At 72.3% G+C, this 20,944-nt stretch carries 18 protein-coding genes, 2 pseudogenes and 2 riboswitches; of the genes and pseudogenes, 13 read left to right on the forward strand and 7 right to left on the reverse strand.

What is annotated here, in order from left to right:
• Positions 1–28: 28 nt before the first annotated feature.
• Positions 29–922 (reverse strand): MaoC/PaaZ C-terminal domain-containing protein, encoded by an 894-nt coding sequence (locus ACH4UM_RS05660; protein ID WP_398174016.1) that lies wholly within the window; start codon positions 920–922, stop codon positions 29–31.
• A gap of 236 nt (positions 923–1,158) precedes the next feature.
• Between ACH4UM_RS05660 and ACH4UM_RS05665 the strand changes: the two are divergent.
• The 10 genes and pseudogenes from ACH4UM_RS05665 to ACH4UM_RS05710 form a co-directional block, all read left to right on the forward strand.
• Positions 1,159–1,713: pseudogene (locus ACH4UM_RS05665) on the forward strand (ABC transporter ATP-binding protein); the annotation flags it as partial.
• A 15-nt stretch (positions 1,714–1,728) separates the two neighbouring features.
• A pseudogene (locus ACH4UM_RS05670) lies at positions 1,729–1,827 on the forward strand (ABC transporter ATP-binding protein); the annotation flags it as partial.
• Between the two features lie 398 nt (positions 1,828–2,225).
• Positions 2,226–2,945, forward strand: coding sequence for an ABC transporter permease (locus ACH4UM_RS05675; RefSeq protein ID WP_398174019.1), 720 nt, complete (start codon positions 2,226–2,228; stop codon positions 2,943–2,945).
• 15 nt (positions 2,946–2,960) lie between these two features.
• Positions 2,961–4,409, forward strand: coding sequence for a sensor histidine kinase (locus ACH4UM_RS05680; RefSeq protein ID WP_398174022.1), 1,449 nt, complete (start codon positions 2,961–2,963; stop codon positions 4,407–4,409).
• A 282-nt stretch (positions 4,410–4,691) separates the two neighbouring features.
• Positions 4,692–5,324: a response regulator gene (locus ACH4UM_RS05685; protein WP_398175019.1), complete on the forward strand. Its 633-nt coding sequence runs from the start codon at positions 4,692–4,694 to the stop codon at positions 5,322–5,324.
• Between the two features lie 160 nt (positions 5,325–5,484).
• The gene (locus tag ACH4UM_RS05690; protein WP_398174025.1) at positions 5,485–7,224 is read left to right on the forward strand and encodes an MFS transporter; all 1,740 of its coding nucleotides are present in this window, start codon (positions 5,485–5,487) and stop codon (positions 7,222–7,224) included.
• 247 nt (positions 7,225–7,471) lie between these two features.
• Entirely contained in the window at positions 7,472–8,134 is a 663-nt protein-coding gene (locus ACH4UM_RS05695) for a class I SAM-dependent methyltransferase (protein ID WP_398174028.1), read from the forward strand.
• Positions 8,135–8,144: 10 nt separating this feature from the next.
• Complete coding sequence (locus ACH4UM_RS05700) at positions 8,145–9,143, forward strand: N-acetylmuramoyl-L-alanine amidase (RefSeq protein WP_398174031.1); 999 nt, start codon at positions 8,145–8,147, stop codon at positions 9,141–9,143.
• Between the two features lie 167 nt (positions 9,144–9,310).
• On the forward strand, positions 9,311–10,114 hold the full coding sequence (locus ACH4UM_RS05705) for a DUF5336 domain-containing protein (protein WP_398174033.1): 804 nt from the start codon (positions 9,311–9,313) through the stop codon (positions 10,112–10,114).
• A gap of 263 nt (positions 10,115–10,377) precedes the next feature.
• Entirely contained in the window at positions 10,378–11,508 is a 1,131-nt protein-coding gene (locus ACH4UM_RS05710) for an LLM class flavin-dependent oxidoreductase (RefSeq protein WP_398174036.1), read from the forward strand.
• Here the strand turns inward: ACH4UM_RS05710 and ACH4UM_RS05715 are convergent.
• A complete protein-coding gene (locus tag ACH4UM_RS05715) occupies positions 11,505–12,068 on the reverse strand; it encodes a hypothetical protein (RefSeq protein WP_398174039.1) in 564 nt (187 codons plus the stop codon). The genes ACH4UM_RS05710 and ACH4UM_RS05715 overlap by 4 nt on opposite strands.
• A 311-nt stretch (positions 12,069–12,379) precedes the next feature.
• On the opposite strand from ACH4UM_RS05715, the gene ACH4UM_RS05720 reads away from it, so the two are divergent.
• Positions 12,380–12,673 carry a hypothetical protein gene (locus ACH4UM_RS05720; protein ID WP_398174042.1) on the forward strand — a complete coding sequence of 98 codons (294 nt, stop codon included), beginning with the start codon at positions 12,380–12,382 and terminating at the stop codon, positions 12,671–12,673.
• A 71-nt stretch (positions 12,674–12,744) separates the two neighbouring features.
• Here the strand turns inward: ACH4UM_RS05720 and ACH4UM_RS05725 are convergent, their stop codons facing one another.
• From ACH4UM_RS05725 to ACH4UM_RS05735, 3 genes are read right to left on the reverse strand one after another with little or no spacing between them, the layout of a single operon-like run.
• Entirely contained in the window at positions 12,745–13,815 is a 1,071-nt protein-coding gene (locus ACH4UM_RS05725; RefSeq protein ID WP_398174045.1) for a prenyltransferase/squalene oxidase repeat-containing protein, read from the reverse strand.
• Positions 13,812–14,546, reverse strand: coding sequence for a methyltransferase domain-containing protein (locus ACH4UM_RS05730; protein WP_398174048.1), 735 nt, complete (start codon positions 14,544–14,546; stop codon positions 13,812–13,814). Before ACH4UM_RS05730 ends, ACH4UM_RS05725 begins: the two co-directional genes overlap by 4 nt.
• Positions 14,540–16,087, reverse strand: coding sequence for a glycosyltransferase family 4 protein (locus tag ACH4UM_RS05735; RefSeq protein WP_398174051.1), 1,548 nt, complete (start codon positions 16,085–16,087; stop codon positions 14,540–14,542). The genes ACH4UM_RS05730 and ACH4UM_RS05735 overlap by 7 nt, the downstream gene beginning before the upstream one ends.
• A 208-nt stretch (positions 16,088–16,295) precedes the next feature.
• Here ACH4UM_RS05735 and ACH4UM_RS05740 point away from each other — a divergent pair, with 208 nt between their 5' ends.
• Positions 16,296–16,952: a TetR family transcriptional regulator gene (locus ACH4UM_RS05740; RefSeq protein ID WP_398174054.1), complete on the forward strand. Its 657-nt coding sequence runs from the start codon at positions 16,296–16,298 to the stop codon at positions 16,950–16,952.
• A 140-nt stretch (positions 16,953–17,092) separates the two neighbouring features.
• Positions 17,093–17,268, reverse strand: a riboswitch (TPP riboswitch).
• A gap of 62 nt (positions 17,269–17,330) precedes the next feature.
• On the opposite strand, the gene ACH4UM_RS05745 is transcribed toward ACH4UM_RS05740, so the two are convergent.
• Both ACH4UM_RS05745 and ACH4UM_RS05750 read right to left on the reverse strand, forming a co-directional pair.
• On the reverse strand, positions 17,331–17,564 hold the full coding sequence (locus ACH4UM_RS05745) for a ferredoxin (RefSeq protein ID WP_398174057.1): 234 nt from the start codon (positions 17,562–17,564) through the stop codon (positions 17,331–17,333).
• 6 nt (positions 17,565–17,570) lie between these two features.
• Positions 17,571–19,028, reverse strand: a complete 1,458-nt coding sequence (locus ACH4UM_RS05750; protein ID WP_398174060.1) for an aldehyde dehydrogenase — start codon at positions 19,026–19,028, stop codon at positions 17,571–17,573.
• 178 nt (positions 19,029–19,206) lie between these two features.
• Between ACH4UM_RS05750 and ACH4UM_RS05755 the strand changes: the two genes are divergently transcribed.
• A complete protein-coding gene (locus tag ACH4UM_RS05755; RefSeq protein WP_398174063.1) occupies positions 19,207–20,355 on the forward strand; it encodes an MBL fold metallo-hydrolase in 1,149 nt (382 codons plus the stop codon).
• A 386-nt stretch (positions 20,356–20,741) separates the two neighbouring features.
• A riboswitch (cobalamin riboswitch) is annotated at positions 20,742–20,815 on the forward strand.
• Positions 20,816–20,944: the final 129 nt, after the last annotated feature.

The following is a 20,944-nucleotide window of genomic DNA, read 5'->3' on the forward strand; positions in this document are numbered from 1 at the left end:
GTGGCGGCTCCCCTCTGGAGTGCTCGACTCAGGAGTGTTCGACGATCGTGTCGGCCAGTACCGGCGCTTCCCCACGCTCGACGGCGGTCACCGAGACCTGGACCCTGCCGGCCCTGCCGACGTTGCCGTCCTCGCCGTCCTCGCCGTCCTGCTGCCACATGCGGATGCGCAGGGTCTCGCCCGGGTACACCACCCCGGCGAAGCGCGTGGCGTAGGACCGTACGCGGGTCACGTCCCCGCCGAGCAACGTGTCGACGACCGCCTTCAGGGTCATGCCGTAGGTGCACAGCCCGTGCAGGATGGGCCGGTCGAACCCGGCGACCTTGGCGAACTCGGGGTCGGCGTGCAGCGGATTGTAGTCGCCGCTGAGGCGGTAGAGGAGGGCCTGGTCCTCGCGGATCGCGCGCTCGACTGTACGGTCCGCCTCGCCCGTGGGCACCTCCGGACGGGCGGAGGGGCCGCGGTCGCCGCCCCAGCCACCCTCCCCGCGGACGAAGATCTGGGCGTCGTTGGTCCACAGCGGGCCCTCGGCGTCGGCGACCTCCGTGCGCATGACGAGGACGGCCGCCTTGCCCTTGTCGTACACGGCGGCGATGCGGCCGGTGGCGGTGGCGGTGCCCTGAACCGGGATGGGCCGGTGCACGGTCAGCGCCTGACCGCCGTGCAGGACACGGGCGAGGTCGACCTCGACGCCCGGCATGGACAGGCTGCTGATCACGCCGGGCGAGCCTGAGCCGGCGACGGTGGCGAAGCTCGGCAGGACGTGCAGCCGAGTCTCCAGGGTGTAGCGCAGCTCGTCGGGATCCGTCGCCGGGACGCCCGCGCCGATGCCGAGGTGGTAGAGCTGGACGTCCCGGGGGGTCCAGGAGATCTCTCCGGTCCGGGGTTCGGCCGCGAGGGCCTTGGCTGCGTCGATGGGCATGGGGCTCCTTGCGGGTCCAAGACCTCGGTGCGGCCGTCCGCACCGTCGTCCGCACCGAGGTCGCCTTGGGCCGATCTAGAACGCGTTCCAGTCCGGCGCCCTCTGTATAGCCCAGCGCTCGCGGGTTGTGAAGGCTCCTGACGGCATGTCAGATTCGTCTGCCATGACATTTGTCCTGCCCTAGTCCGTACAGGCGCATCTGCCGGGCGCGCCCCCGGCTTTGTAGCGTCATAGGCATGACACAGACACAAAGTGCCGTGTCCTTCACGGGGGCGGTCAAGACCTTCGGCGCCGTGCGCGCCGTGGACGGCGTCGACCTGGAGATCGGGCGCGGCGAGACCGTGGCCCTGCTCGGCCGCAACGGCGCCGGCAAGTCGACCACGATCTCGCTGCTGCTCGGGCTGAACGAGCCCGACGCGGGCACGGTGCGGCTGTTCGGCGCACCGCCGGAGCGGGCGGTGCGCGCCGGGCTGGTCGGGGCGATGCTCCAGGAGGCGCGGGCGGTGCCCCGGGTCACCGTGCGCGAGCTGGTCCGCTTCATGGCCGGCCGCTACCCCGATCCGCTGCCGCTCGCACGGGTGCTGGAGCTGGCCGGGATCGCCGACCTGGCGGGGCGGCGCGTGGACCGGCTCTCCGGCGGCCAGACGCAGCGGGTGCGGTTCGCTGTGGCGCTCGCCGGCAATCCGTCGCTGCTGGTGCTGGACGAGCCGACGGCGGCCCTGGACGTGGAGGCGCGGCGAGCGTTCTGGGACTCGATGCGGGCCTACGCCCGCGGCGGCCGCACGGTGCTGTTCTCCACGCACTACCTGGAGGAGGCCGACGCGTACGCCGACCGGATCCTCGTCCTCGACCGCGGCCGGATCGTCGCGGACGGCACCGGCGAGGAGCTGCGGCACGCGGCGGGCGGCGCTCTGGTCGCCTTCGACCTGGCCGGGCGCGGCACAGCGGGCCTCGAGCGGCTGCCGGGTGTGCGGTCCCTCGAGGTGCGCGGCGACCGGGCGCGGCTGCGCACCGACGACTCCGACGCGACCGTGATCGCCCTCGCCGGACTGGGCGCGATCCGCGGGCTGGAGGTCGCCCCGGCCTCGCTGGACGACGCGTTCCTGGCCCTCACGAGCCCCAGTACGAGCACCGGCACCGGCACCGACACCGGCAGCAACACCGCAACCGACACCGACACCGACAGCAGCACCAGCACCGACACCGACACCAGCACCAGCACCAGCACCAGCACCAGCACCAGCACCGACAGCAGCACCGGCACCGGCACCGGCCACGCACACGAGACACGGGAGACGGTCTGATGTGGGACTACCTTCGCCTTGAGGTGCGCCGCACCCTGCGCGACGTGGGATTCGTGATCGGCGGCATCGCGATGCCGGTGATGATGTACCTGCTGTTCACCAACATCGGCGACGGCGACGACGGGAGCTGGCGGACCGCCTCCATGGTCGGCATGGCCGCCTACGGCGCCGTCGGTTCCGCCCTCAACACCGGTGGCGGGGTCGCCGAGGACCGCGCGGTCGGCTGGCTGCGGCAGCTCAGGGTGACCCCGATGACCGCGCGCCAGGTCGTCGCCGGGCGGGCGTTGACCGGTTCGGTGACCGTGCTGCCGGCGATCTGCGCGGTGCTGCTGGCGGGCGGCCTGGTCAACGGCGTACGGCTGCAGGCGTGGCAGTGGGCGCTGACCGCGCTGCTGCTGTGGCTCGGTTCGGTCCCGTTCACCCTGCTCGGGCTGGGCAACGGCTACGGGCTCACCGCGCAGACCACGGGGGTGGTGAACATGGTGTGCAACCTGGGGCTCGCGGTGCTCGGCGGGCTGTGGTTCCCGGTCACCCTGTTCCCGCGGTGGCTGCGCGTGCTGTCCGCGTACACGCCCACGCACCGGTTCGCCGAACTCGGGGTGTCGGTCACCGAGGGCCGCGCCCCGGCGACGGGCGCCGTCCTGGTCCTGACGGCCTGGCTGCTGGTGTTCGGTTCGTACGCTGTGCTGTCGTACCGGCGGCACGCGGCGAACGTCTGATCGGGGGGCGGAGAGATGGCCTGGTTGCGCAAGGTGTCCTGCCACGTGGAGTCGTGGCGGGCGGCCGTCCGCGAGGCGCGGCAGGCGCAGCGGCACTGGCAGGAGAACAAGCAGCAGCTCAAGGCGGAGTGGAAGGCGGCGCGGAAAGCCGGGCAGGTGCCCGAGAACCCCGGCCCGCCGCCCACCGGGTTCTCCCTGCTGCCCTGGCTGCTGATGGGGCTGGGCTCCCTCTCCAACGTCCTCCAGGGCAAGACCCCCAATCCGTGGATCGGCGGCGTCGGCCTGCTCGCCTTCAACTCGCTGTACATCTACGTGGTCTTCCGCGCCTTCGACAAGGAAAGGCGCGAGGCGGCCTCAACTCGTGTCGCGCTGCTGCTGATGGGCCTGGTGACCACCGGGCTGGCACTCGCCTACGGCGGCAACTGGCTGCTGTTCTTCCCGCTGCTCGGCCTGGCGGCGGGCGCGACCCTGCGCGGCCCCTGGCTGGGGAAGACGGGTCTGCTGCTCTCCGCGCTCGCCGGCGCCGTCTCCGGTCTGCACCAGGGCTGGAACGGGATCAACATCGCCTACGGCACCTTCCTGTCGAGCATGGTGACCGCCGCGATCCTGGGCCTGAGCGAGGCCGTACGGGAACTGCGCGCCGCCCGCGAGGAGCTGGCCCGGCGGGCGGTGGAGGAGGAGCGCCTGCGCTTCTCCCGGGACCTGCACGACCTGCTCGGCCACACGCTGTCGGTGATCGTGGTGAAGTCGGAGGCGGCCCGCCGCCTCGCGCCCCGGGACATGGGTGCGGCGCTGACGCAGATCACCGACATCGAGTCCGTCGGCCGGCAGGCGCTCACCGAGATCCGCGAGGCGGTCACCGGCTACCGCGAGGGCAGCCTCAGCACCGAACTGGACCGCGCCCGCTCGGCGCTGACGGCCGCCGGCATCGAGACCGTGGTGCGCCGCTCGGGGCCGGTCCTGACCCCGCAGACCGAGGCGCTGCTGGGCTGGGTGGTACGCGAGGCGGTCACCAACGCCGTGCGGCACAGCGGCGCGACCCGCTGCGAGATCGCCCTCGGCGGCACAGCCGAACGCGTCCGGCTCACCGTCGCCGACAACGGGGACGGCAGGCCGGACGCCGCCGGCCGGCCGGCGGCCGTGGCGGGCGTCGGCGGTACCGGCCTGAAGGGCCTGACCGAACGCCTCGCGACGGCGGGCGGCTCCCTGCGGGCCGGCCCGTCGCCGCGCGGCGGCTTCACGGTCACCGCCGAACTGCCCACCGACGAAAAGCAGTTGCCGGGGACTCCGGCCCCAGCTCCGGCCCCGGCCCCGGCCCCAGCCCCGGCTCCGGCCCCAGCCCCAGCCCCGGCCCCAGCCCCAGCCCCGGCTCCGGCTCCGGCTCCGGCTCCGGCTCCGGCTCCGGCTCCGGCTGGGTCTACGTCTGCATCCGCGTCTACCCCTACGCCGCCCAAGGGGACGTGACGGCCCTGTGGTCGCACTTGCGCCTGCGCCTGCGCCTGCGCCTGGGTCCGGACCGGCTCTTGCGCTTGGCCGAAATACCGGACAGTGTTCGGATGAAATCCCGAACGAATTCACAGGTCTGAAATTCTGGAATACCGAACATGCGGGAGCACAAAGAACGGCACCGGAACGGAACGGTCCGGCGCTGAATTCCGAGCCGGTTGTTCGCCCGTCGCTCCGGGCCGTCAAGACACTCGGACCCCGACCGTGAAGAGTCTTCAATACGCTTGGGCCGTGAACGAGATGCCCTCAGACCACCGGCCCGCCAAGTCCATCCGCGTCCTGCTCGCCGAGGACCAGGGAATGATGCGGGGCGCGCTCGCCCTGCTGCTCGGCATGGAGGAGGACATGGAGGTGGTCGCCCAGGTCGCGACGGGCGACGCGATCGTGGACGCCGCGCTGACCCACCGCCCCGACGTGGCCCTGCTGGACATCGAGCTCCCGGGCAGGAGCGGCCTGGAGGCCGCGGCCGACCTGCGCGAGCAGGCGCCCGACTGCCGGGTACTGATCCTCACCACCTTCGGCCGGCCCGGCTATCTGCGCCGGGCCATGGAGGCGGGCGCGGCGGGCTTCCTGGTCAAGGACGGACCGGTGGAGGAGCTGGCCGCAGCGATCCGCCGGGTGCTCACCGGGGAGACGGTGGTCGACCCGGCCCTCGCGGCCGCCGCCCTCAGCGCGGGCCCGAACCCCCTCACGGCGCGCGAGTGCGACGTACTGAAGGCCTCCACCGACGGCGCGACGGTCGCCGACATCGCGGCGAAGCTCCACCTGTCGGAGTCCACGGTCCGCAACTACCTCTCCTCGGCCATCGGCAAGACCAGCACCCGCAACCGCATGGAAGCCATGCGCGAGGCCCGCCGCCAGGGGTGGCTGTAGCCGGACGGCGCCTGACGCGATGTCAGTTCCTCACGGAACGGTCAAGAATTCGTTAGTACGCCAAAGCATCGGAATAGTTGCCTCGGCGTACGGGGTTTACCGGGCACTTGTCCCGCACGGGTGACCACCCACCCACCTCAAGGCCCGGAGGCCGCACCCAATGACGCTCACGACGACCAGCCGGCCCAACCGGAGCGCGAGCGGGGCCGTCGTCCCGGTGCTCGCCTTCGCGGGCATCGTTGTCGCGGTGATGCAGACCCTGCTCGTCCCGGTCATCAAGGACCTGCCGCAGCTGCTGGACACCGCTCCCAGCAACGCCACCTGGGTTCTGACCTCCACCCTCCTCTCGGGCGCCGTGGCCACGCCGATCATGGGCCGCCTCGGCGACCTGTACGGCAAGCGCCGGATGCTGATCGCCAGTCTCGCGGTGATGGTGGCCGGCGCGCTCGTCAGCGCGTTCACCAGCACCCTGCTGCCCATGATCGTGGGCCGCACCCTCCAGGGCTTCGCCATGGGCGCCATCCCGCTCGGCATCGGGCTGATGCGGGACATGCTGCCGCGCGAGAAGCTCGGCTCGGCGATGGCCCTGATGAGCTCCTCGATCGGCGTCGGCGGCGGCCTCGCGCTTCCCGCCGCCGCCCTCGTCGCCCAGCACGCGAACTGGCACGCCCTCTTCTACGGCGCCGCCGGCCTCGGCGTCCTCTCCATCGCCCTCACCCTGCTCGTCGTACCCGAGTCCCCGATGCGCGCCGAGGGCTCCTTCGACCTGCTGGGCGCGCTGGGTCTGTCCGCCGGACTGGTGCTGCTGCTCCTGCCCGTCACCAAGGGCAGCGACTGGGGCTGGTCGTCGGGCACCACGCTCGGCCTGTTCGCCGCCGCCGTCGCCGTCCTGCTCCTGTGGGGCGTGCTCGAACTGCGCACGGCCGCCCCGCTGGTCGACCTGCGCACCACCGCCCGCCGCGAGGTGCTGCTGACCAACCTCGCCTCGATCATGGTCGGCGTCAGCTTCTACGTCGTCTCCCTGGTCCTGCCCCAGCTCCTCCAGCTGCCCACCGCCACCGGCTACGGCCTCGGCCGGTCGATGGTCGTGGCCGGCCTGTGCGTGGCCCCGCTGGGCCTGACGATGATGTTCACCGCGCCGGTCTACGCCCGTCTGTCCGCCCGCTACGGCCCGAAGGTCACCCTGATCACCGGCCTGCTGATCATCGCGATCGGCTACGGCGGCGGCCTCGGCCTGATGGACGCGGCCTGGCAGACCGTCGTCACCTCCGTGGTCCTGGGCGCCGGCATCGGCCTCGCCTACTCCTCGCTGCCCGCGCTGATCGTCGGCGCGGTCCCGGCCTCCGAGACCGGCGCGGCCAACGGCCTCAACACCCTGATGCGGTCCATCGGCACCTCGGTCTCCAGCGCCGTGATCGGCATGGTGCTGGCCAACACCGCCAACCACGTGGGCGGCCTCGCCGTCCCCACCATGCACGGCTTCCGCGTCTCCTTCCTGATCGCCACCGCCGCGGTCGCCCTCGGCCTCGTACTCGCCCTGTGCCTGCCGCGGCCGAACCGCCAGACCGTGCCGCAGCTGCGCGCCAGCAGCGAGGAGGACGCCAACCTGGCCCGTGCCCAGGAAGTACTGCGAGGCTTCCGCGGCCGGGTCCTGGACGCCGACGGCGCCCCGGTCGCCCGCGCCAAGGTCACGCTGATCGACCGCCGCGGCCGGCAGGCGGGCGCGACCCTCTCCGCGGAGGACGGCAGCTACGCCCTCACGGTCCCGGCCGAGGGCCCTTACGTCCTGGCCGCCCGCGCCGCCGGACACGGCCCGCACGCCTCCTCGGCGACCCACGCGGGCGACGAGCGCCCGGTCGACCTGGACCTCTCCCTGCCGGGCGAGACGGTCATCGCCTGAGGCCACGACCGCCGGACACCGGGCGGGCGGACACCGGGCGCCGGACACCGAGCACCAAGCACCAAGCACCAAGCACCAAGCGGCCGGACACCGCAACCGGTCACCGCTCACCGCTCACCGCTCACCGGCCACCGGCCACCGGAGCCCGTACTGAGATCCACGCCACGCACCCCCTGTCGCCCGTCCGGCAGGGGGTGCGGCAGCATGGGCGCCCGGAGCGCACGTACGTACGACCGAGAGGAACCCCATGCACGCGGCCCCCGAGCCCGAGATCCACGCCGCCTTCGAGGCCGCCAAGGGCTTCATGCCGGTGCACGAGGGGCTCGCCCTCTACGCGGCCGCCGTCGAGGCCGGGCGGCTCAGGCTGCCGCTGCTGGAGGTCGGCACGTACTGCGGGCGGTCCACCGTCCTGCTCGCCGACGCGGCCCGGCAGGCCGGGGTGACGGCCCTCACCGTCGACCACCATCGCGGCAGCGAGGAGCAGCAGCCCGGCTGGGACTACCACGACCCCGAGACGGTCGACCCGGAGATCGGCCTGATGGACACACTGCCCACCTTCCGGCGCACGCTGCACCGGGCCGGCCTGGAGGAGAACGTGGTGGCGCTCGTCGGCCGCTCGCCGCAGATCGCCGCCCTGTGGAACACCCCTCTCGGTCTCGTCTTCATCGACGGCGGCCACACCGACGAGCACGCCGCCGCCGACTACGAGGGCTGGGCCCCGCACGTGGCCGAGGGCGGCCTGCTGGTCATCCACGACGTGTTCCCGGATCCGGTGGACGAGTTCACCGGGCAGGCCCCGTACCGCGTATACCTCAGGGCCCTTCGGTCCGGCGGGTTCACCGAGGTCTCGGTGACCGACTCGCTGCGCGTCCTGCGGCGAACGGAAGCGGGCACCTGCGCCCGCGGTTAGAGTCGCAGACGTGTCGTACCTGGGACCCGAGTTCGATCGCCCGCACCCCGACGGCCCCCGCCGCCCGCGCCGGGGGCCGCTGACCGTGGCCCTCGCCGCGCTGGTTCCCGGCGCGCTGCTGGGCTGGCTCGTGTACGAGGCGGTGGGCTCCCCGAACGGCTCGGGCAGCGGCCCGGGACCGGACCGGGCGGCGGCGGTACGGACGGCGACGGGCGCCCCCTCGTCCTCCACGGCCCCGGTCCTGCCCTCCTATCCGGGCGAGGACGCCAAGCCGCCCGGCCGGCAATCCACCGGCCCGGCCGTGACCGACTCCGCGCCGGCCGCCTCCGGTCCCCTCAAGGGCAGGGTCGTCGTCATCGACCCCGGCCACAACCCCGGCAACTTCCAGCACGCGGCCGAGATCAACCGCAAGGTGGACATCGGCACCGGCCGGAAGGAGTGCGACACCACGGGCACCTCCACCAACGCCGGTTACACAGAGGCCCGTTTCACCCTGGACGTCGCCCACCGGCTGCGCGCGCTGCTCGAACAGCAGGGCGCCACGGTGAAGCTGACGCACGACGACGGCTCAACGTCCTGGGGCCCGTGCGTGGACGAGCGCGCCCGGATCGGCAACACCGCGCACGCGGACGCCGCCATCTCCATCCACGCCGACGGCGCGGCGCCCGGCGACCGCGGCTTCCACGTCATCCTCCCGGCGTCCGTCCACGCCGGCGCCGCCGACACCCGCCCGATCGTGGAGGCCTCCCACAGGCTCGGCGCCGCCGTGGCGGGCAACTTCGTGCGCGTCACGGGCGAGCCGCCCTCCAACTACCTCGGCAACGGCACCGGTCTCGTCACACGTGAGGACCTGGGCGGTCTCAATCTGTCAACAGTTCCAAAGGTGTTCATCGAGTGCGGCAACATGCGCGATAGCAAGGACGCGGCGTTGCTGACCAGCGGAACCTGGCGGCAGGAAGCGGCGGAAGGGATGTCTGAGGGAATCGTGAGTTTCCTGCGCGGGTCGTGATCACCGCGCTGGTCCCGGCGGACAGCCCGTTCGGACGGGCGATAGTGTCACCCTACGATGAGGGGCCACCCCCGCGCTTCGCACCAGGCCTGACGGCGACATCCCGACGGCGGCACGGTGACAGCGACGCCTCTATTGACGACGAGACGACCTACGAAGGACCTGAAGTGAATATCCGCTCCCTCACTCGGGGCGACGGCGTGGTGATCGGAGCAGCGGTGTTGCTGTTCATCGCGTCGTTCCTCGACTTCTACTCCATCTCCGTTGCAGGCTACTCGGGACTCAGCCGCAATGCGTGGGACTCGCTCGGCATGGGGCTCGGCACCTACATGGGCGCCGTCATCGGCGCCGCCCTGATCGTCGTCAACCGGTGCCTGCCCCAGCCGCGCAAGGTGGCCGGACTGGACCTCGGCACGATCGGCGTGGGCTTCGCCGTCCTGGCCACCTGGACCCTCTTCTGGACGCTGGTGGACCTCGGCGACAACCTCGACCCCGGCGCCGGCCTCATCCTCGGCTTCATCGCGGCCCTCGTCCTCACCGGCGCCGCGATCGCCACCCCGCTGGTCCCCGCCCTCCAGGCCGCCCTCGTCCCGGCCCCCAAGCCGGCCGCGCCGCAGCCCTACGGGGCTCAGCCGCAGGGCGGATACGGCTACCCGGGCGCCCAGCAGCCGCCGTTCAGCGGTCAGCCGCAGCAGACGCAGCCCTTCGGCGGCGGGCAGCCCCAGCAGGGGCAGCCGCAGCAGGGGCAGCCGCAGCAGGGGCAACAGCCGGCGGCGGCCTTCTCGCCGTTCTGGTTCGCCGTGCCGGCTTCGCGTCCGCTGTTCGCGGAGGACGGTTCCTCGCCGATCGCCGAACTGGCGCCCGGCGTCTGGTACCTGGCCGTCGAGCAGCGCGGCCAGGGCCTGCTGGCCGAGATGCAGGACGGCCGGCGCGGTGTCCTGCAGGACGCGTCGAACATCCAGCGCGGCTGAACCGGCCCCTCGAGGGCTCCACGGCCCAACGGCCCAACGGCCCAACGGCCCAACGGCCCAACGGCCCAACGGCCCAACGGCCCAACGGCCCAACGGCCCAACGGCCCAACGGCTCAACGGCTCAACGGCTCAACGGCCCATGACCTACGGGACAACGGCCCATGACCCACGGCCCCTCGCCTTCCGGGCGGGGGGCCGTTGCCGTACAGTCGCAGAACCCGAGAGGAACTGACGTACCGTCAGAAAATGGGAGGCGAGGCGCCATGCGGCTCGGTCTGGCACTCGGCTACTGGGGCCGCGGCCCCAGCGCGGACCATGTGTCCCTCGCCCAGGAGGCCGAACGGCTCGGCTACCACTCGGTGTGGACGGCCGAGTCCTGGGGATCGGACGCCTTCACCCCGCTCACCTGGATCGCGGCCCACACCTCGAAGATCAAACTGGGCACGGCGGTCGCCCAGATGGCGGCCCGCCCGCCGACCACCACCGCGATGCACGCGCTGACGCTCGACCATCTCTCCGGCGGGAGGATGATGCTGGGGCTCGGGCTGTCCGGGCCACAGGTCGTCGAGGGCTGGTACGGGCGGCCGTTCCCCAGGTCGCCGCTGACCGCGACCAGGGAGTACGTGGACGTCGTACGGCAGGTGCTGCGGCGCGAGGCGCCCGTCCGGCTCGACGGCCGCTTCCACGCCCACCCCTACCGGGGCCCGGACGCCACCGGCCTGGGCAGGGCGCTCAAGCCGATCACCCATCCCCTCCGTCCCGGCCTGCCCGTCCTGCTCGGCGCCGAGGGCCCGAAGAACGTCGCCCAGACGACCCGTATCGCCGACGGCTGGCTGCCGCTGTACTGGTCGCCGAGCCGCCCGGAGGCGTACGGGCCCGCGCCGGCCGATCTGCCGGCCGCCCACGAGGACACCCACGAGGACACCCAGGTGAACACTCGCGAGGACGCCCACGCGAACACCCACGCGAACACCCACGAGGACGCCCACGTGGACGCCCACGGATCGAGCCGGCGTCAGTTCCTCGTCGCCCCCATGGCCCAGGTCCGCGTCTGCGACGACGTCGCGGAGGGCCTGCTGCCGGTCAAGGCCATGCTCGGCTTCTACATCGGCGGGATGGGCCACGCGGCCCGCAACTTCCACGCCGACCTGATGGCGCGCATGGGGTACGAGGAGGAGGCCCGGCGGATCCAGGAGCTCTTCCTCGCCGGCCGCCGCGAGGAGGCGGTGGAGGCCGTACCGGACGCCTTCGCCGACGAGATCTCACTCGTCGGCCCGCGTGAGCGCATCGCCGAGCGACTTCAGTTGTGGCGGGAGGGTCCGGTGACCGACCTGCTGGCCCTGGCACCGGACCCGCACACCCTGCGGGTGCTGGCGGAGCTCAACGCCGCCTAGGAACCGCTGCGGAGCTGGGCGGCGGACGGCACCTTGTCCTTGACCTCGGCGCCCGCGCTCTTCCCGGCGTCCTTCACCTTCTTGATGATGTCCTTGTAGTCGTTGACCGCCGAGCCGTCACCCTTGCGGAGCTTGGCCGGCAGGCTCTTCAGGGACGCGATGCCCGCCGTGATGGGGGCCAGGGCCTTGGAGAGCGTCGGGTCGCCCTGGGCGTTGCGCACGGCCGCCTTGAGGCGGTTGTACGCGAACGCGCCGGCGAGGCCCGCCTTGACCAGGGCCAGCTTGCGGCCGTGCGCGCCCTTCTTGAACTTGCCCGCCTTGTAGGGCTTCACGATCCACTGGTAGGTGGCTCCGGCGGCGAGGCCCGCGTTCAGCACGAAGCGGGTCTTGGCGAACTTCTGCTTCTCGGCGGAGGTGCTGGGACTGGGTGCGGCCGCGGCGACGGCGACGGTCGGGTCGTGCCGCGCGGCGCCCTGGCTCGCGGCCCAGGCGGTGGAACCGGCGAGCAGGGCGCAGCAGAGGGTGAGCGCCACGGCGAGGCGGCGTATGGGTACGGGCACGGTGTCCTCCCGTGAGGTGTTGCTCCGTTGGCTCCGTGTGGCCCGCGGGCCCGTGGGCTCCGTGTGGCCCGCGGGCCCGTGGGGTCCGTGTGGCCCGCGGGCCCGTGGGGTCCGTGTGGCCCGCGGGCCCGTGGGCTCCGTGTGGCCCGCGGGCCCGTGGGCTCCGTGTGGCCCGTGGGTCCGTGTGACCCCGGCCGCCCCATCCGAAACAGTGGCATATCGCGCCACAGTGGGGCACAGTGGGTACCGCCCGGGTCACTCCCCGTACGCGTTACAGGTTTCAATCAGGATTCCGGGGCCAGACGGAAGGCATGTCCCTTCGATATCGCACGGGTTCCAATTCCGCCGGGACGGTCATCGCGGTGGTCGCGGACATCATGGCCGTCATCCTCGGACTGTGGATACTGATGTACCTGCTGGACGCCAACCGGGCCAACGAGCTGGTCCAGTTCGTCCATGACGCCGCCAACTGGCTTGCCGGCTGGTCGCGTGACCTCTTCACCTTCGACAGGGCCTGGGCGCGCGTGGTCGCCGGATACGGCCTGGCCGCCGTGGTCTACCTCTTCGTCGGCCACGCCGTCGCCAACCGGATGCACCGCAACTGACGGCGCCGCCCGGCCGCCGCCCGCTCGGCGTCGCCGGACGACGCCGCCCTCGTCCGAACGGCCGGCGGCCCTCAGCCGCAGCAGTCCGCGTCGAGGCCCCGCGGCAGCTGGTCGCCCGCGAAGACCGTGCAGGTGGCCTCGTGGCCGCCCAGCGCGGCGACCGCGAGGAGCAGGGAGCCGGCCGTCCACGTGGTCAGCTCCTGCGGCCATATGGCCGCGTCCTCGAAGACGTAGCCCGTCCAGTACAGGCCGCTCTCCGGATCGCGCAGGTGCTGGATGGACTGCAGGATCTCCAGCGCGCGGTCGGACTCGCCCACGGCCCACAGGGTCAGGGCGAGTTCGGCCGACTCGCCCCCCGTCACCCAGGGGTTGGGGACGACACAGCGCACCCCGAGGCCGGGCACGACGAAGCGGTCCCAGTCCGCCTCGATGCGTGCCTTGGCCTCCGCGCCGGTCAGCGCGCCGCCCAGCACCGGGTAGTACCAGTCCATCGAATAGCGGTCCTTGTCCAGGAACCGCTCCGGGTGCCGGCGGATCGCGTGCCTGAGCGCGCCGACCGCCAGCTCCCAGTCGGGCTGTGGTTCTTCGCGCTGTTCGGCGATCGCGAGCGCGCAGCACAGCGCGTGATGGATCGAGGACGACCCGGTCAGCAGCGCGTCCGCGGTGTCCGTGCCGTCGTCCTCCCGCTTCCAGCCGATCTGGCCGCCCGGCTGCTGCAGCCGCAGGACGAACTCGACGGCCGCGTAGACGGCCGGCCACATGCGGTCCAGGAAGGCGTCGTCGCCCGTGGAGAGGTAGTGGTGCCACACCCCAACGGCTATGTAGGCGACGAAGTTCGTCTCCCGGCCCCGGTCGGTGACGTCGTCGTGCGCCCCGTCCGCGTAGGCCGCGTACCAGGAGCCGTCGTCCTGCTGGTGACGGGCCAGCCACGCGTACGCCCGCCCGGCGGCCTCGTGCTCGCCCGCCGCGTCCAGCGCCATCGCGGCCTCGACGTGGTCCCAGGGGTCGAGGTGGTGCCCGCGGAACCACGGAATCGCCCCGTCCTCCCGCTGCACGGCGAGGATGCCGCGCACGGTCGCGGCGGCCTGCTCCGAGGTGAGGACCCCGGGCAGGACGAGGTGTTCTGTCCGGGGAGTGGTCACTTGGCGGCCGCCAGCGGGAGGTGCGGCTTGGTCGCGTACGCCACGAAGCTCTTGCCGATCAGCGGGTTCAGCGCCTGCTCGGCCACCCGGGTGGCCAGCGGCTTCTTCATGATGTCCCAGACCAGCAGCTTGTGGTACGCCCGCACCGGCAGCGCCTTGTCGTTGTCGACGCCGAAGGCGCACTTCAGCCACCAGTACGGCGAGTGCAGTGCGTGCGCGTGGTGCGTGCCGTACGGCTTGAGGCCCGCCTCGCGGATCTTCGCCAGCAGCTCGTCCGCCCGGTAGATGCGGATGTGGCCGCCCTCGACCTCGTGGTAGGCGTCGGACAGCGTCCAGCAGACCTTCTCGGGGCCGTAGCGCGGCACGGTGATCGCGATCCGGCCGCCGGGCTTCAGCACCCGCACCATCTCGGCGAGTACGCCCTTGTCGTCCGGGATGTGCTCCATCACCTCGGAGATGATGACGACGTCGAAGGACTCGTCGGGGAAGGGGAGCGCGAGGGCGTCGCCCTCCATGGCCGTGGCGGTGGCGCCCGCCGGCGCCTCCCCCGCCTCCTTCATCGCCGCGAACCACTTGGCGACCTCGCGGATCTCCTCGCCGTTCTGGTCCAGGGCCACGACCTGCGCGCCGCGCCGGTAGCACTCGAACGCGTGCCTGCCGGCACCGCAGCCGAGGTCCAGGACGCGGTCGCCCGGGGCGAGCGGGAACCGGGAGAAGTCGACGGTCAGCACGTGGCCCTGCTTTCGGAATTGACGTCTGCAACACTCGCGTCTGCAACACTCGCTGAGGCCGCGGAGCGGCCGGGAGTCGCGACCGCGGCGGGGGTCCCCCCGCTCGGAGAGTGGGGGAGGTCGATGCCCGGTGCCGCGGAGCGGCGCGTGTCCGGGCCCGTGACGGGGGCCGCCCCGCGCGAGCCACGGCGGCCGCCCGGGAGGGCGATGGCCTCGCGATAGCGGGCCACCGTCCCCTCGGCGGCACGGGCCCACGTGAAGTGGCGCAGGACGCGCTCGCGCCCGGCCCGGCCCAGTCGTACGCGCAACTCCGGGTCCCCCAGCAGCCGGCTCAGCCCGGCGGCCAGCGCTCCCGCGTCGCCGGGCGGCACCGCCAGGCACGTCTCGCCGTCCCGGCCGGCGACCTCGGGGATCGCGCCGCCGGTCGTGGCGACCAGCGGCGTACCCGTGGCCATCGCCTCGGCCGCGGGCAGCGAGAAGCCCTCGTACAGCGAGGGCACGCAGGCGACTTCGGCCGAGCGGACCAGGTCGACCAGTTCGGCGTCCGTGATGCCCTTGACGAACTCGACGGCGCCGCCGAGGCCGTACCGCTCGATGGCCTGCGCGACCGGCCCGTCCTCGGCCCGTTTGCCGACCACGACGAGGTGCGCCCCGGGGTGCTCCGTACGTACCTTCGCCAGCGCCTCGACGAGGAAGACCAGTCCCTTCAGCGGCACGTCCGCGCTGGAGGTGGTCACGATCCGCCCGGGCACCTGCGGCACCGACGCGTCGGGCGAGAACAGGTCGGTGTCGGCGCCGATGTGGACGACGTGGACACGGTCCTGGCGTACGCCGAGGTGGTCGACGATCTCCTGCCGGGAGGTGCCGGAGACGGTGAGCACGGACGGCAGCCGGCGCGCGACCCGCTTCTGCATCCGGGTGAAGGCGTACCAGCGCCGGACGGACAGGCGCCGCTGCCAGCCCTCCGCGGCGTCCAGCTCCAACTGCCGGTCCACGGTGATGGGGTGGTGGATGGTGGTCACCAGTGGCGCCCCGACGTCGCCCAGGAGCCCGTATCCGAGCGTCTGGTTGTCGTGTACGACGTCGAACTCGCCGCGCCGGGCCCGCAGATGGCGGCGGGCGCGCAGCGAGAAGGTCAGCGGCTCGGGAAAGCCGCCGGTCCACATGGTGGCGACCTCCAGCGCGTCGATCCAGTCGCGGTACTCGTCGCGCCCGGGGGTGCGGAAGGGATCCGGCTGGCGGTAGAGGTCGAGGCTGGGGAGCTCGGTCAGGCTCAACCGGTCGACGTGGCCCTCCGCCTGACCATCCGCATGACCGTCGTCGAGGACGTCCAGGACGTCGAGCACGGGGTAGGGCTGGGCGCCGATCACCTCGACCCGGTGGCCGAGACGGGCCAGCTCACGCGAGAGGTGGCGGACGTAGACACCCTGGCCGCCGCAGAACGGGTTTCCCTTGTAGGTGAGGAGCGCGATTCCGAGCGGTCGCTCGCCGTCTGCGGCGGGGTCCGTCGGGGACCCCGTCCGACTGGCCTCAGCGGTCACTCTGGGCCCCCTTCTGACTGCATTGTCCCGCGAGATTACGCCGGGACGCTAATCTAGAACAAGTTTCAGACTTGATCGTTCAGGAGGCTCCGAATCTACCGGCAGGTAGCCGCACTGTGAGAAGTGGATCAGGTGATTCGCGCCACGGCCGGCACCCTGCCATGCTGTCTGATCGCCCGGCCTCACCGACTGTCACGGAGCGGGACCCATGCCTGCGGAAGCCAAGCTGGTAGCCAGTGCCGCGCGCCCGGCCTCGCCGCCTCTCACGGAGCGGCAGGAGGCGCGCCGCCGCCGGATCCTGCACGCGAGCGCACAGCTGGCCAGCCGCGGCGGCTTCGACGCGGTGCAGATGCGGGAGGTCGCGGAGTCCTCCCAGGTCGCCCTGGGCACGCTCTACCGCTACTTCCCCTCCAAGGTCCACCTGCTGGTCGCCACGATGCAGGACCAGCTCGAGCACATGCACGGCACGCTGCGGAAGAAGCCGCCGGCGGGCGAGCGGGCGGCCGAACGGGTGGCGGAGACGCTGATGCGGGCCTTCCGCGCCCTGCAGCGCGAACCGCACCTGGCCGACGCGATGGTCCGGGCGCTGACCTTCGCGGACCGCAGCGTAAGCCCCGAGGTGGACCAGGTGTCCCGTCAGACAACGGCGATCATCCTGGACGCGATGGGACTGGACGACCCGACGCCCGAGCAGCTCTCCGCGGTCCGCGTCATCGAGCACACCTGGCACTCGGCCCTGATCACCTGGCTCTCGGGCCGCGCGTCCATCGCCCAGGTGAAGATCGACATAGAGACGGTGTGCCGCCTGATCGACCTGACGACGGGCCCGGAGGAGCAGCATCCGACTCCGGGCGAGCGCCGATAGGAGGCAGGGAGCGCAGAAGCGCGCCGCAGCCACGGCAGAAGGCACGGGCGACGCAGAGGACGCAAAGGATGCAGACGACGCAGACGACGCAGCAGGCACAGATGGAACGGGTGGCGCAGACAGCGCAGCCGGACACGGAAGAACCTACGAGACGGGTTCCCTTCGCCGGTATTGTCCGGATCAGGTGATGGGGGTCGCCGTCCGGTCCAACTGCTACCTTCCGGCCTCTCAGCCCGACCGTCGACGTCGGCCCCAGCGGATGCCGAAGCGTCTCGCCAAAGTCGGCTACTCCGGTCGAACTCCCTCACTCGCCTCGTAGGCCAATTTCAGGATAACTCCCCCGCGCCGAATGGAACCCCCCGAACGGGTAGATTTTTCCTATTCCTCCGGCGGGAAGACCGGCTCCCCGCTGCCCGGCAGAGTGATCACGATGGCCTCCACCGGGCAGTTCTCGGCCGCCCGGAGGATCCGCTCGCCCGCGTCCGAGTCCGGCTCGACGGGATGGGACTGGCGCCCCGAGTCGAGCCGGAAGGCGTCCGGGGCATGGTGGACGCACTGCGCGGAGCCGATGCACAGGGAGCGGTCGACCTCGACGTGCCAGCGGTCTCCCATGGCCGCTCACGCCTCCCAGCCGGCCGGGAGATGGATCATCTTGTGCTCCAGGTACTCGCCGTGGCCCTCCGGGCCGAACTCCCGCCCCAGCCCGGAGTTCTTGTAGCCGCCGAACGGGCCGAGCATGTCCAGGCTGAAGGTGTTGACGGAGTAGGTGCCGGTACGGACCTGCCGCGCGATCTCGATGCCGTGCCCGACGTCGGCCGTCCACACGCTGCCGCTCAGCCCGTAGTCCGAGTCGTTGGCGATCCGCACGGCCTCGGACTCGTCGCCGTAGGGCAGGAGGCAGATGACGGGGCCGAAGATCTCCTCGCGGGCGATCCGCATGGAGTTGTCCACGTCGCCGAAGAGGGTCGGCTCGACGTACCAGCCGCGGTCCAGGCCCGCCGGGCGGCCGCCACCGGTGAGGATCTTGGCGCCCTCCTCCTGCCCGATGCGGATGTAGTCGAGGTTGCGCTGCTGCTGCCGCCGGGCCACCAGCGGGCCGACCTGGGTCGCCGGATCCAGCGGATCGCCGACCTTCAGGGCGCCGGCCGCCTGGGCGAGGGCGTCGGCGAACTCCTCGTAGCGCGAGCGGGGCAGCAGGATGCGGGTCTGGGCGACGCAGGCCTGCCCGTTGTTCATCCAGGCCGCCGGGACGATGCCGGCCACGGCGGTGTCGAGGTCGGCGTCCGGCAGGACGACGGCCGCGGACTTGCCGCCCAGCTCCAGCGTCACCCGCGTGAGGTTGCGCGCCGCGACCTCCATCACACGCTTGCCGGCCGCGACCGAGCCCGTGAAGGCAACCTTGTCGACACCCGGGTGCCCGACCAGGTACTCGCTCACCTCCCGGTCGGCCGGCAGGATCGACAGCACGCCCTCCGGCAGCCCGGCCTCGCGCGCGATCCCGCCGAGGACGTAGGCGTCCAGCGGCGACTCGGGCGACGGCTTGAGCACCACCGCGCAGCCGGTGAGCAGCGCGGGGGCGAGCTTGGCGGCGGCCACGAACTGCGGGACGTTCCAGGGCACGACGGCCGCGACGACCCCGACGGGCTCGCGCCGTACGAGGATCTTCCCGAGGACACCGTCGCGCCCCTCCTCATGGGGGAAGGTCCGCGCGACGCCGATCGCCGCGTCCCACACCATCATGGCGCCGAGCGCCTGGGCGAGGACGCTCCAGGAGTAGGGGGAGCCGTTCTCGGCGGAGATCACGCGGGCGATCTCCTCGTGCCTTACCGCGATCGCGTCCTTGATCCGGGTGACGACCTCGATCCGCTCCGCCAGGCTGCTGCGCGGCCAGGGCCCCTCGTCGAAGGCGCGGCGCGCGGCGGCGACGGCCCGGTCGACGTCCTGGCGCGAGGCGTGCGGCACCCGCCCGATGACCTCCTCGGTGTGCGGGGAGATCACCTCGATGACGTCCTTGCCCAGCGGATCGGTCAACTCCCCGCCGATGAAAAGCTGTCCGTGTTCCACGAGCTCGGTCATGGCCGACGCCTCCCCGGAGCCACCTTGCCTGACGATCCGTCAGATATGGATACGAAGACAGATACCAGCTCCGGCCGGGACAGTCCACGGCCGGCACCGCCAGAGGGAAGGTTCACCAGGGCTACCGTCGAAACGTGTTCTAGTTATAGTGGGCCGCAAGGCGGCGATTGGGGAACCCATGGCGCAGTTGCCCGACCACGGCGTGAGCGACCACCGGGTGAGCAACCAAGGGGTGAGCCACCACGGGGTGAGCCACCACGGGGTGAGCCACCACGGGGTGAGCGACCACGGGGTGAGCGACCACGGGGTGAGCGACCACGGCGGCGGCGTACGGTCCATCGCGGTCCCCATCCCGGACAATCCCCTGGGCCACACCCTGGTGTACGTCGTCGACACCGACCGGGGCCCGGTACTGATCGACACCGGCTGGGACGACCCCGCATCGTGGGAGACCCTCGCCCGGGGCCTGGCGGCGTGCGGCACCTCGCCCGCCGCGATCCACGGCGTGGTGATCACCCACCATCACCCCGACCACCACGGACTGTCGGAGCGGGTACGGCAGGCGTCGGGCGCGTGGGTCGCGATGCACGCGGCGGACATCGCGGTCGTACGCCGCACCCGCGAGGCCCGCCCGGAGCGCTGGTTCGCCTACATGGCGGCCAAACTCACGGCGGCCGGCGCCCCGGAGCACCACGTGGCCCCGCTGCGCACCCCACGCCCGCGCGCCCTGCCGGGCCTCTCCCCCGCCCTCCCCGACCGCGAGGTGATCCCCGGCGAACTCCTCGACCTGCCCGGCCGCCGCCTGCGCGCGATCTGGACGCCGGGCCACACCCCGGGCCACGTCTGCCTCCACCTGGAGGAGCGCCATCCCGCCCAACTCACCGGCCGCGGCCGCCTGTTCTCCGGCGACCACCTCCTCCCGGAGATCACCCCGCACATCGGCCTCTACGAGGGCCCCGACGACACCACGGTCACCGATCCCCTGGGCGACTACCTGGCCTCCCTGGAACGCGTCGCGGACCTCGCCCCCGCTGAGGTCCTCCCGGCCCACCAGCACACCTTCACAAACGCCCCCGCCCGGGTGAGGGAGTTGCTGACCCACCACGAGGACCGCCTGACGGGCCTGCTGGCCCTGCTGGCCGAACCACTCACCCCGTGGCAGCTCGCCGAGCGCATGGAGTGGAACCGCCCGTGGTCCCAGATCCCCCACCCCTCCAGGAACATCGCCGTCTCGGAAGCCGAGGCCCACCTGCGCCGCCTGGTGAAACTGGGCCGGGCGGAGACGGTACCGGGGACCGATCCGGTGACATACGTACGCGCCCGGTGACCGGGGCCGCCCCGGGGCACGCCGCCGCCGGACGGTCCCTCGGGCCCTTCGGACGCCTTGCCCCTTGCTTGGACCCCTTGGACCCCTTGGACCCCTTGGAGCTTCGGGGGACCCACGCGCCGGGTGCAGGGACACAGGCGCGGGGACACGGACACAGGAACCGCGGGTGCAGGGACACGGACACAGGAACCACAGGCACAGGAACCACAGGCACAGGAACCACGGGCACAGGAACCACAGGCACAGGAACCACAGGCACAGGAACCACAGGCACAGGAACCGCGCGCCGGAGCCGGGAATGGGGAACCCGCCCCGGTACCCGGCCACCCCTCGGGCCCGTTCCTACGGGCCGGTAGAGTGGCCGCGTCGTCATCACACCCGTACGGGGGGAAGCCGGTGCAATTCCGGCGCTGACCCGCAACCGTGAGCCGTCCGAGGAGGGCGGCGAGCCGGACTGCCCCGGACGGGACCGTGACCGGCTCACGTGCGTCGGCAGCCCGCCGGCGTACGGCACCGTCGAGGTTTACGGAGCCGAGCCGCCGGGGTGTCCCGTGCTGCCCGGCTCCCCGCAGGGAGAGGCACCCGCCGA

Origin of the sequence: Streptomyces sp. NPDC020801, from assembly GCF_044334385.1 — a bacterium.
Lineage (GTDB): Bacteria > Actinomycetota > Actinomycetes > Streptomycetales > Streptomycetaceae > Streptomyces.

Excerpts from the sequence above, each read along its gene's own strand:
- ACH4UM_RS05660 (WP_398174016.1), bottom strand. The coding sequence starts at position 922 with ATGCCCATCGACGCAGCCAAGGCCCTCGCGGCCGAACCCCGGACCGGA.
- ACH4UM_RS05675 (WP_398174019.1), top strand. The coding sequence starts at position 2,226 with ATGTGGGACTACCTTCGCCTTGAGGTGCGCCGCACCCTGCGCGACGTG.
- ACH4UM_RS05680 (WP_398174022.1), top strand. The coding sequence starts at position 2,961 with ATGGCCTGGTTGCGCAAGGTGTCCTGCCACGTGGAGTCGTGGCGGGCG.
- ACH4UM_RS05685 (WP_398175019.1), top strand. The coding sequence starts at position 4,692 with ATGCCCTCAGACCACCGGCCCGCCAAGTCCATCCGCGTCCTGCTCGCC.
- ACH4UM_RS05690 (WP_398174025.1), top strand. The coding sequence starts at position 5,485 with ATGACGCTCACGACGACCAGCCGGCCCAACCGGAGCGCGAGCGGGGCC.
- ACH4UM_RS05695 (WP_398174028.1), top strand. The coding sequence starts at position 7,472 with ATGCACGCGGCCCCCGAGCCCGAGATCCACGCCGCCTTCGAGGCCGCC.
- ACH4UM_RS05710 (WP_398174036.1), top strand. The coding sequence starts at position 10,378 with ATGCGGCTCGGTCTGGCACTCGGCTACTGGGGCCGCGGCCCCAGCGCG.
- ACH4UM_RS05720 (WP_398174042.1), top strand. The coding sequence starts at position 12,380 with ATGTCCCTTCGATATCGCACGGGTTCCAATTCCGCCGGGACGGTCATC.
- ACH4UM_RS05740 (WP_398174054.1), top strand. The coding sequence starts at position 16,296 with ATGCCTGCGGAAGCCAAGCTGGTAGCCAGTGCCGCGCGCCCGGCCTCG.
- ACH4UM_RS05745 (WP_398174057.1), bottom strand. The coding sequence starts at position 17,564 with ATGGGAGACCGCTGGCACGTCGAGGTCGACCGCTCCCTGTGCATCGGC.
- ACH4UM_RS05750 (WP_398174060.1), bottom strand. The coding sequence starts at position 19,028 with ATGACCGAGCTCGTGGAACACGGACAGCTTTTCATCGGCGGGGAGTTG.
- ACH4UM_RS05755 (WP_398174063.1), top strand. The coding sequence starts at position 19,207 with ATGGCGCAGTTGCCCGACCACGGCGTGAGCGACCACCGGGTGAGCAAC.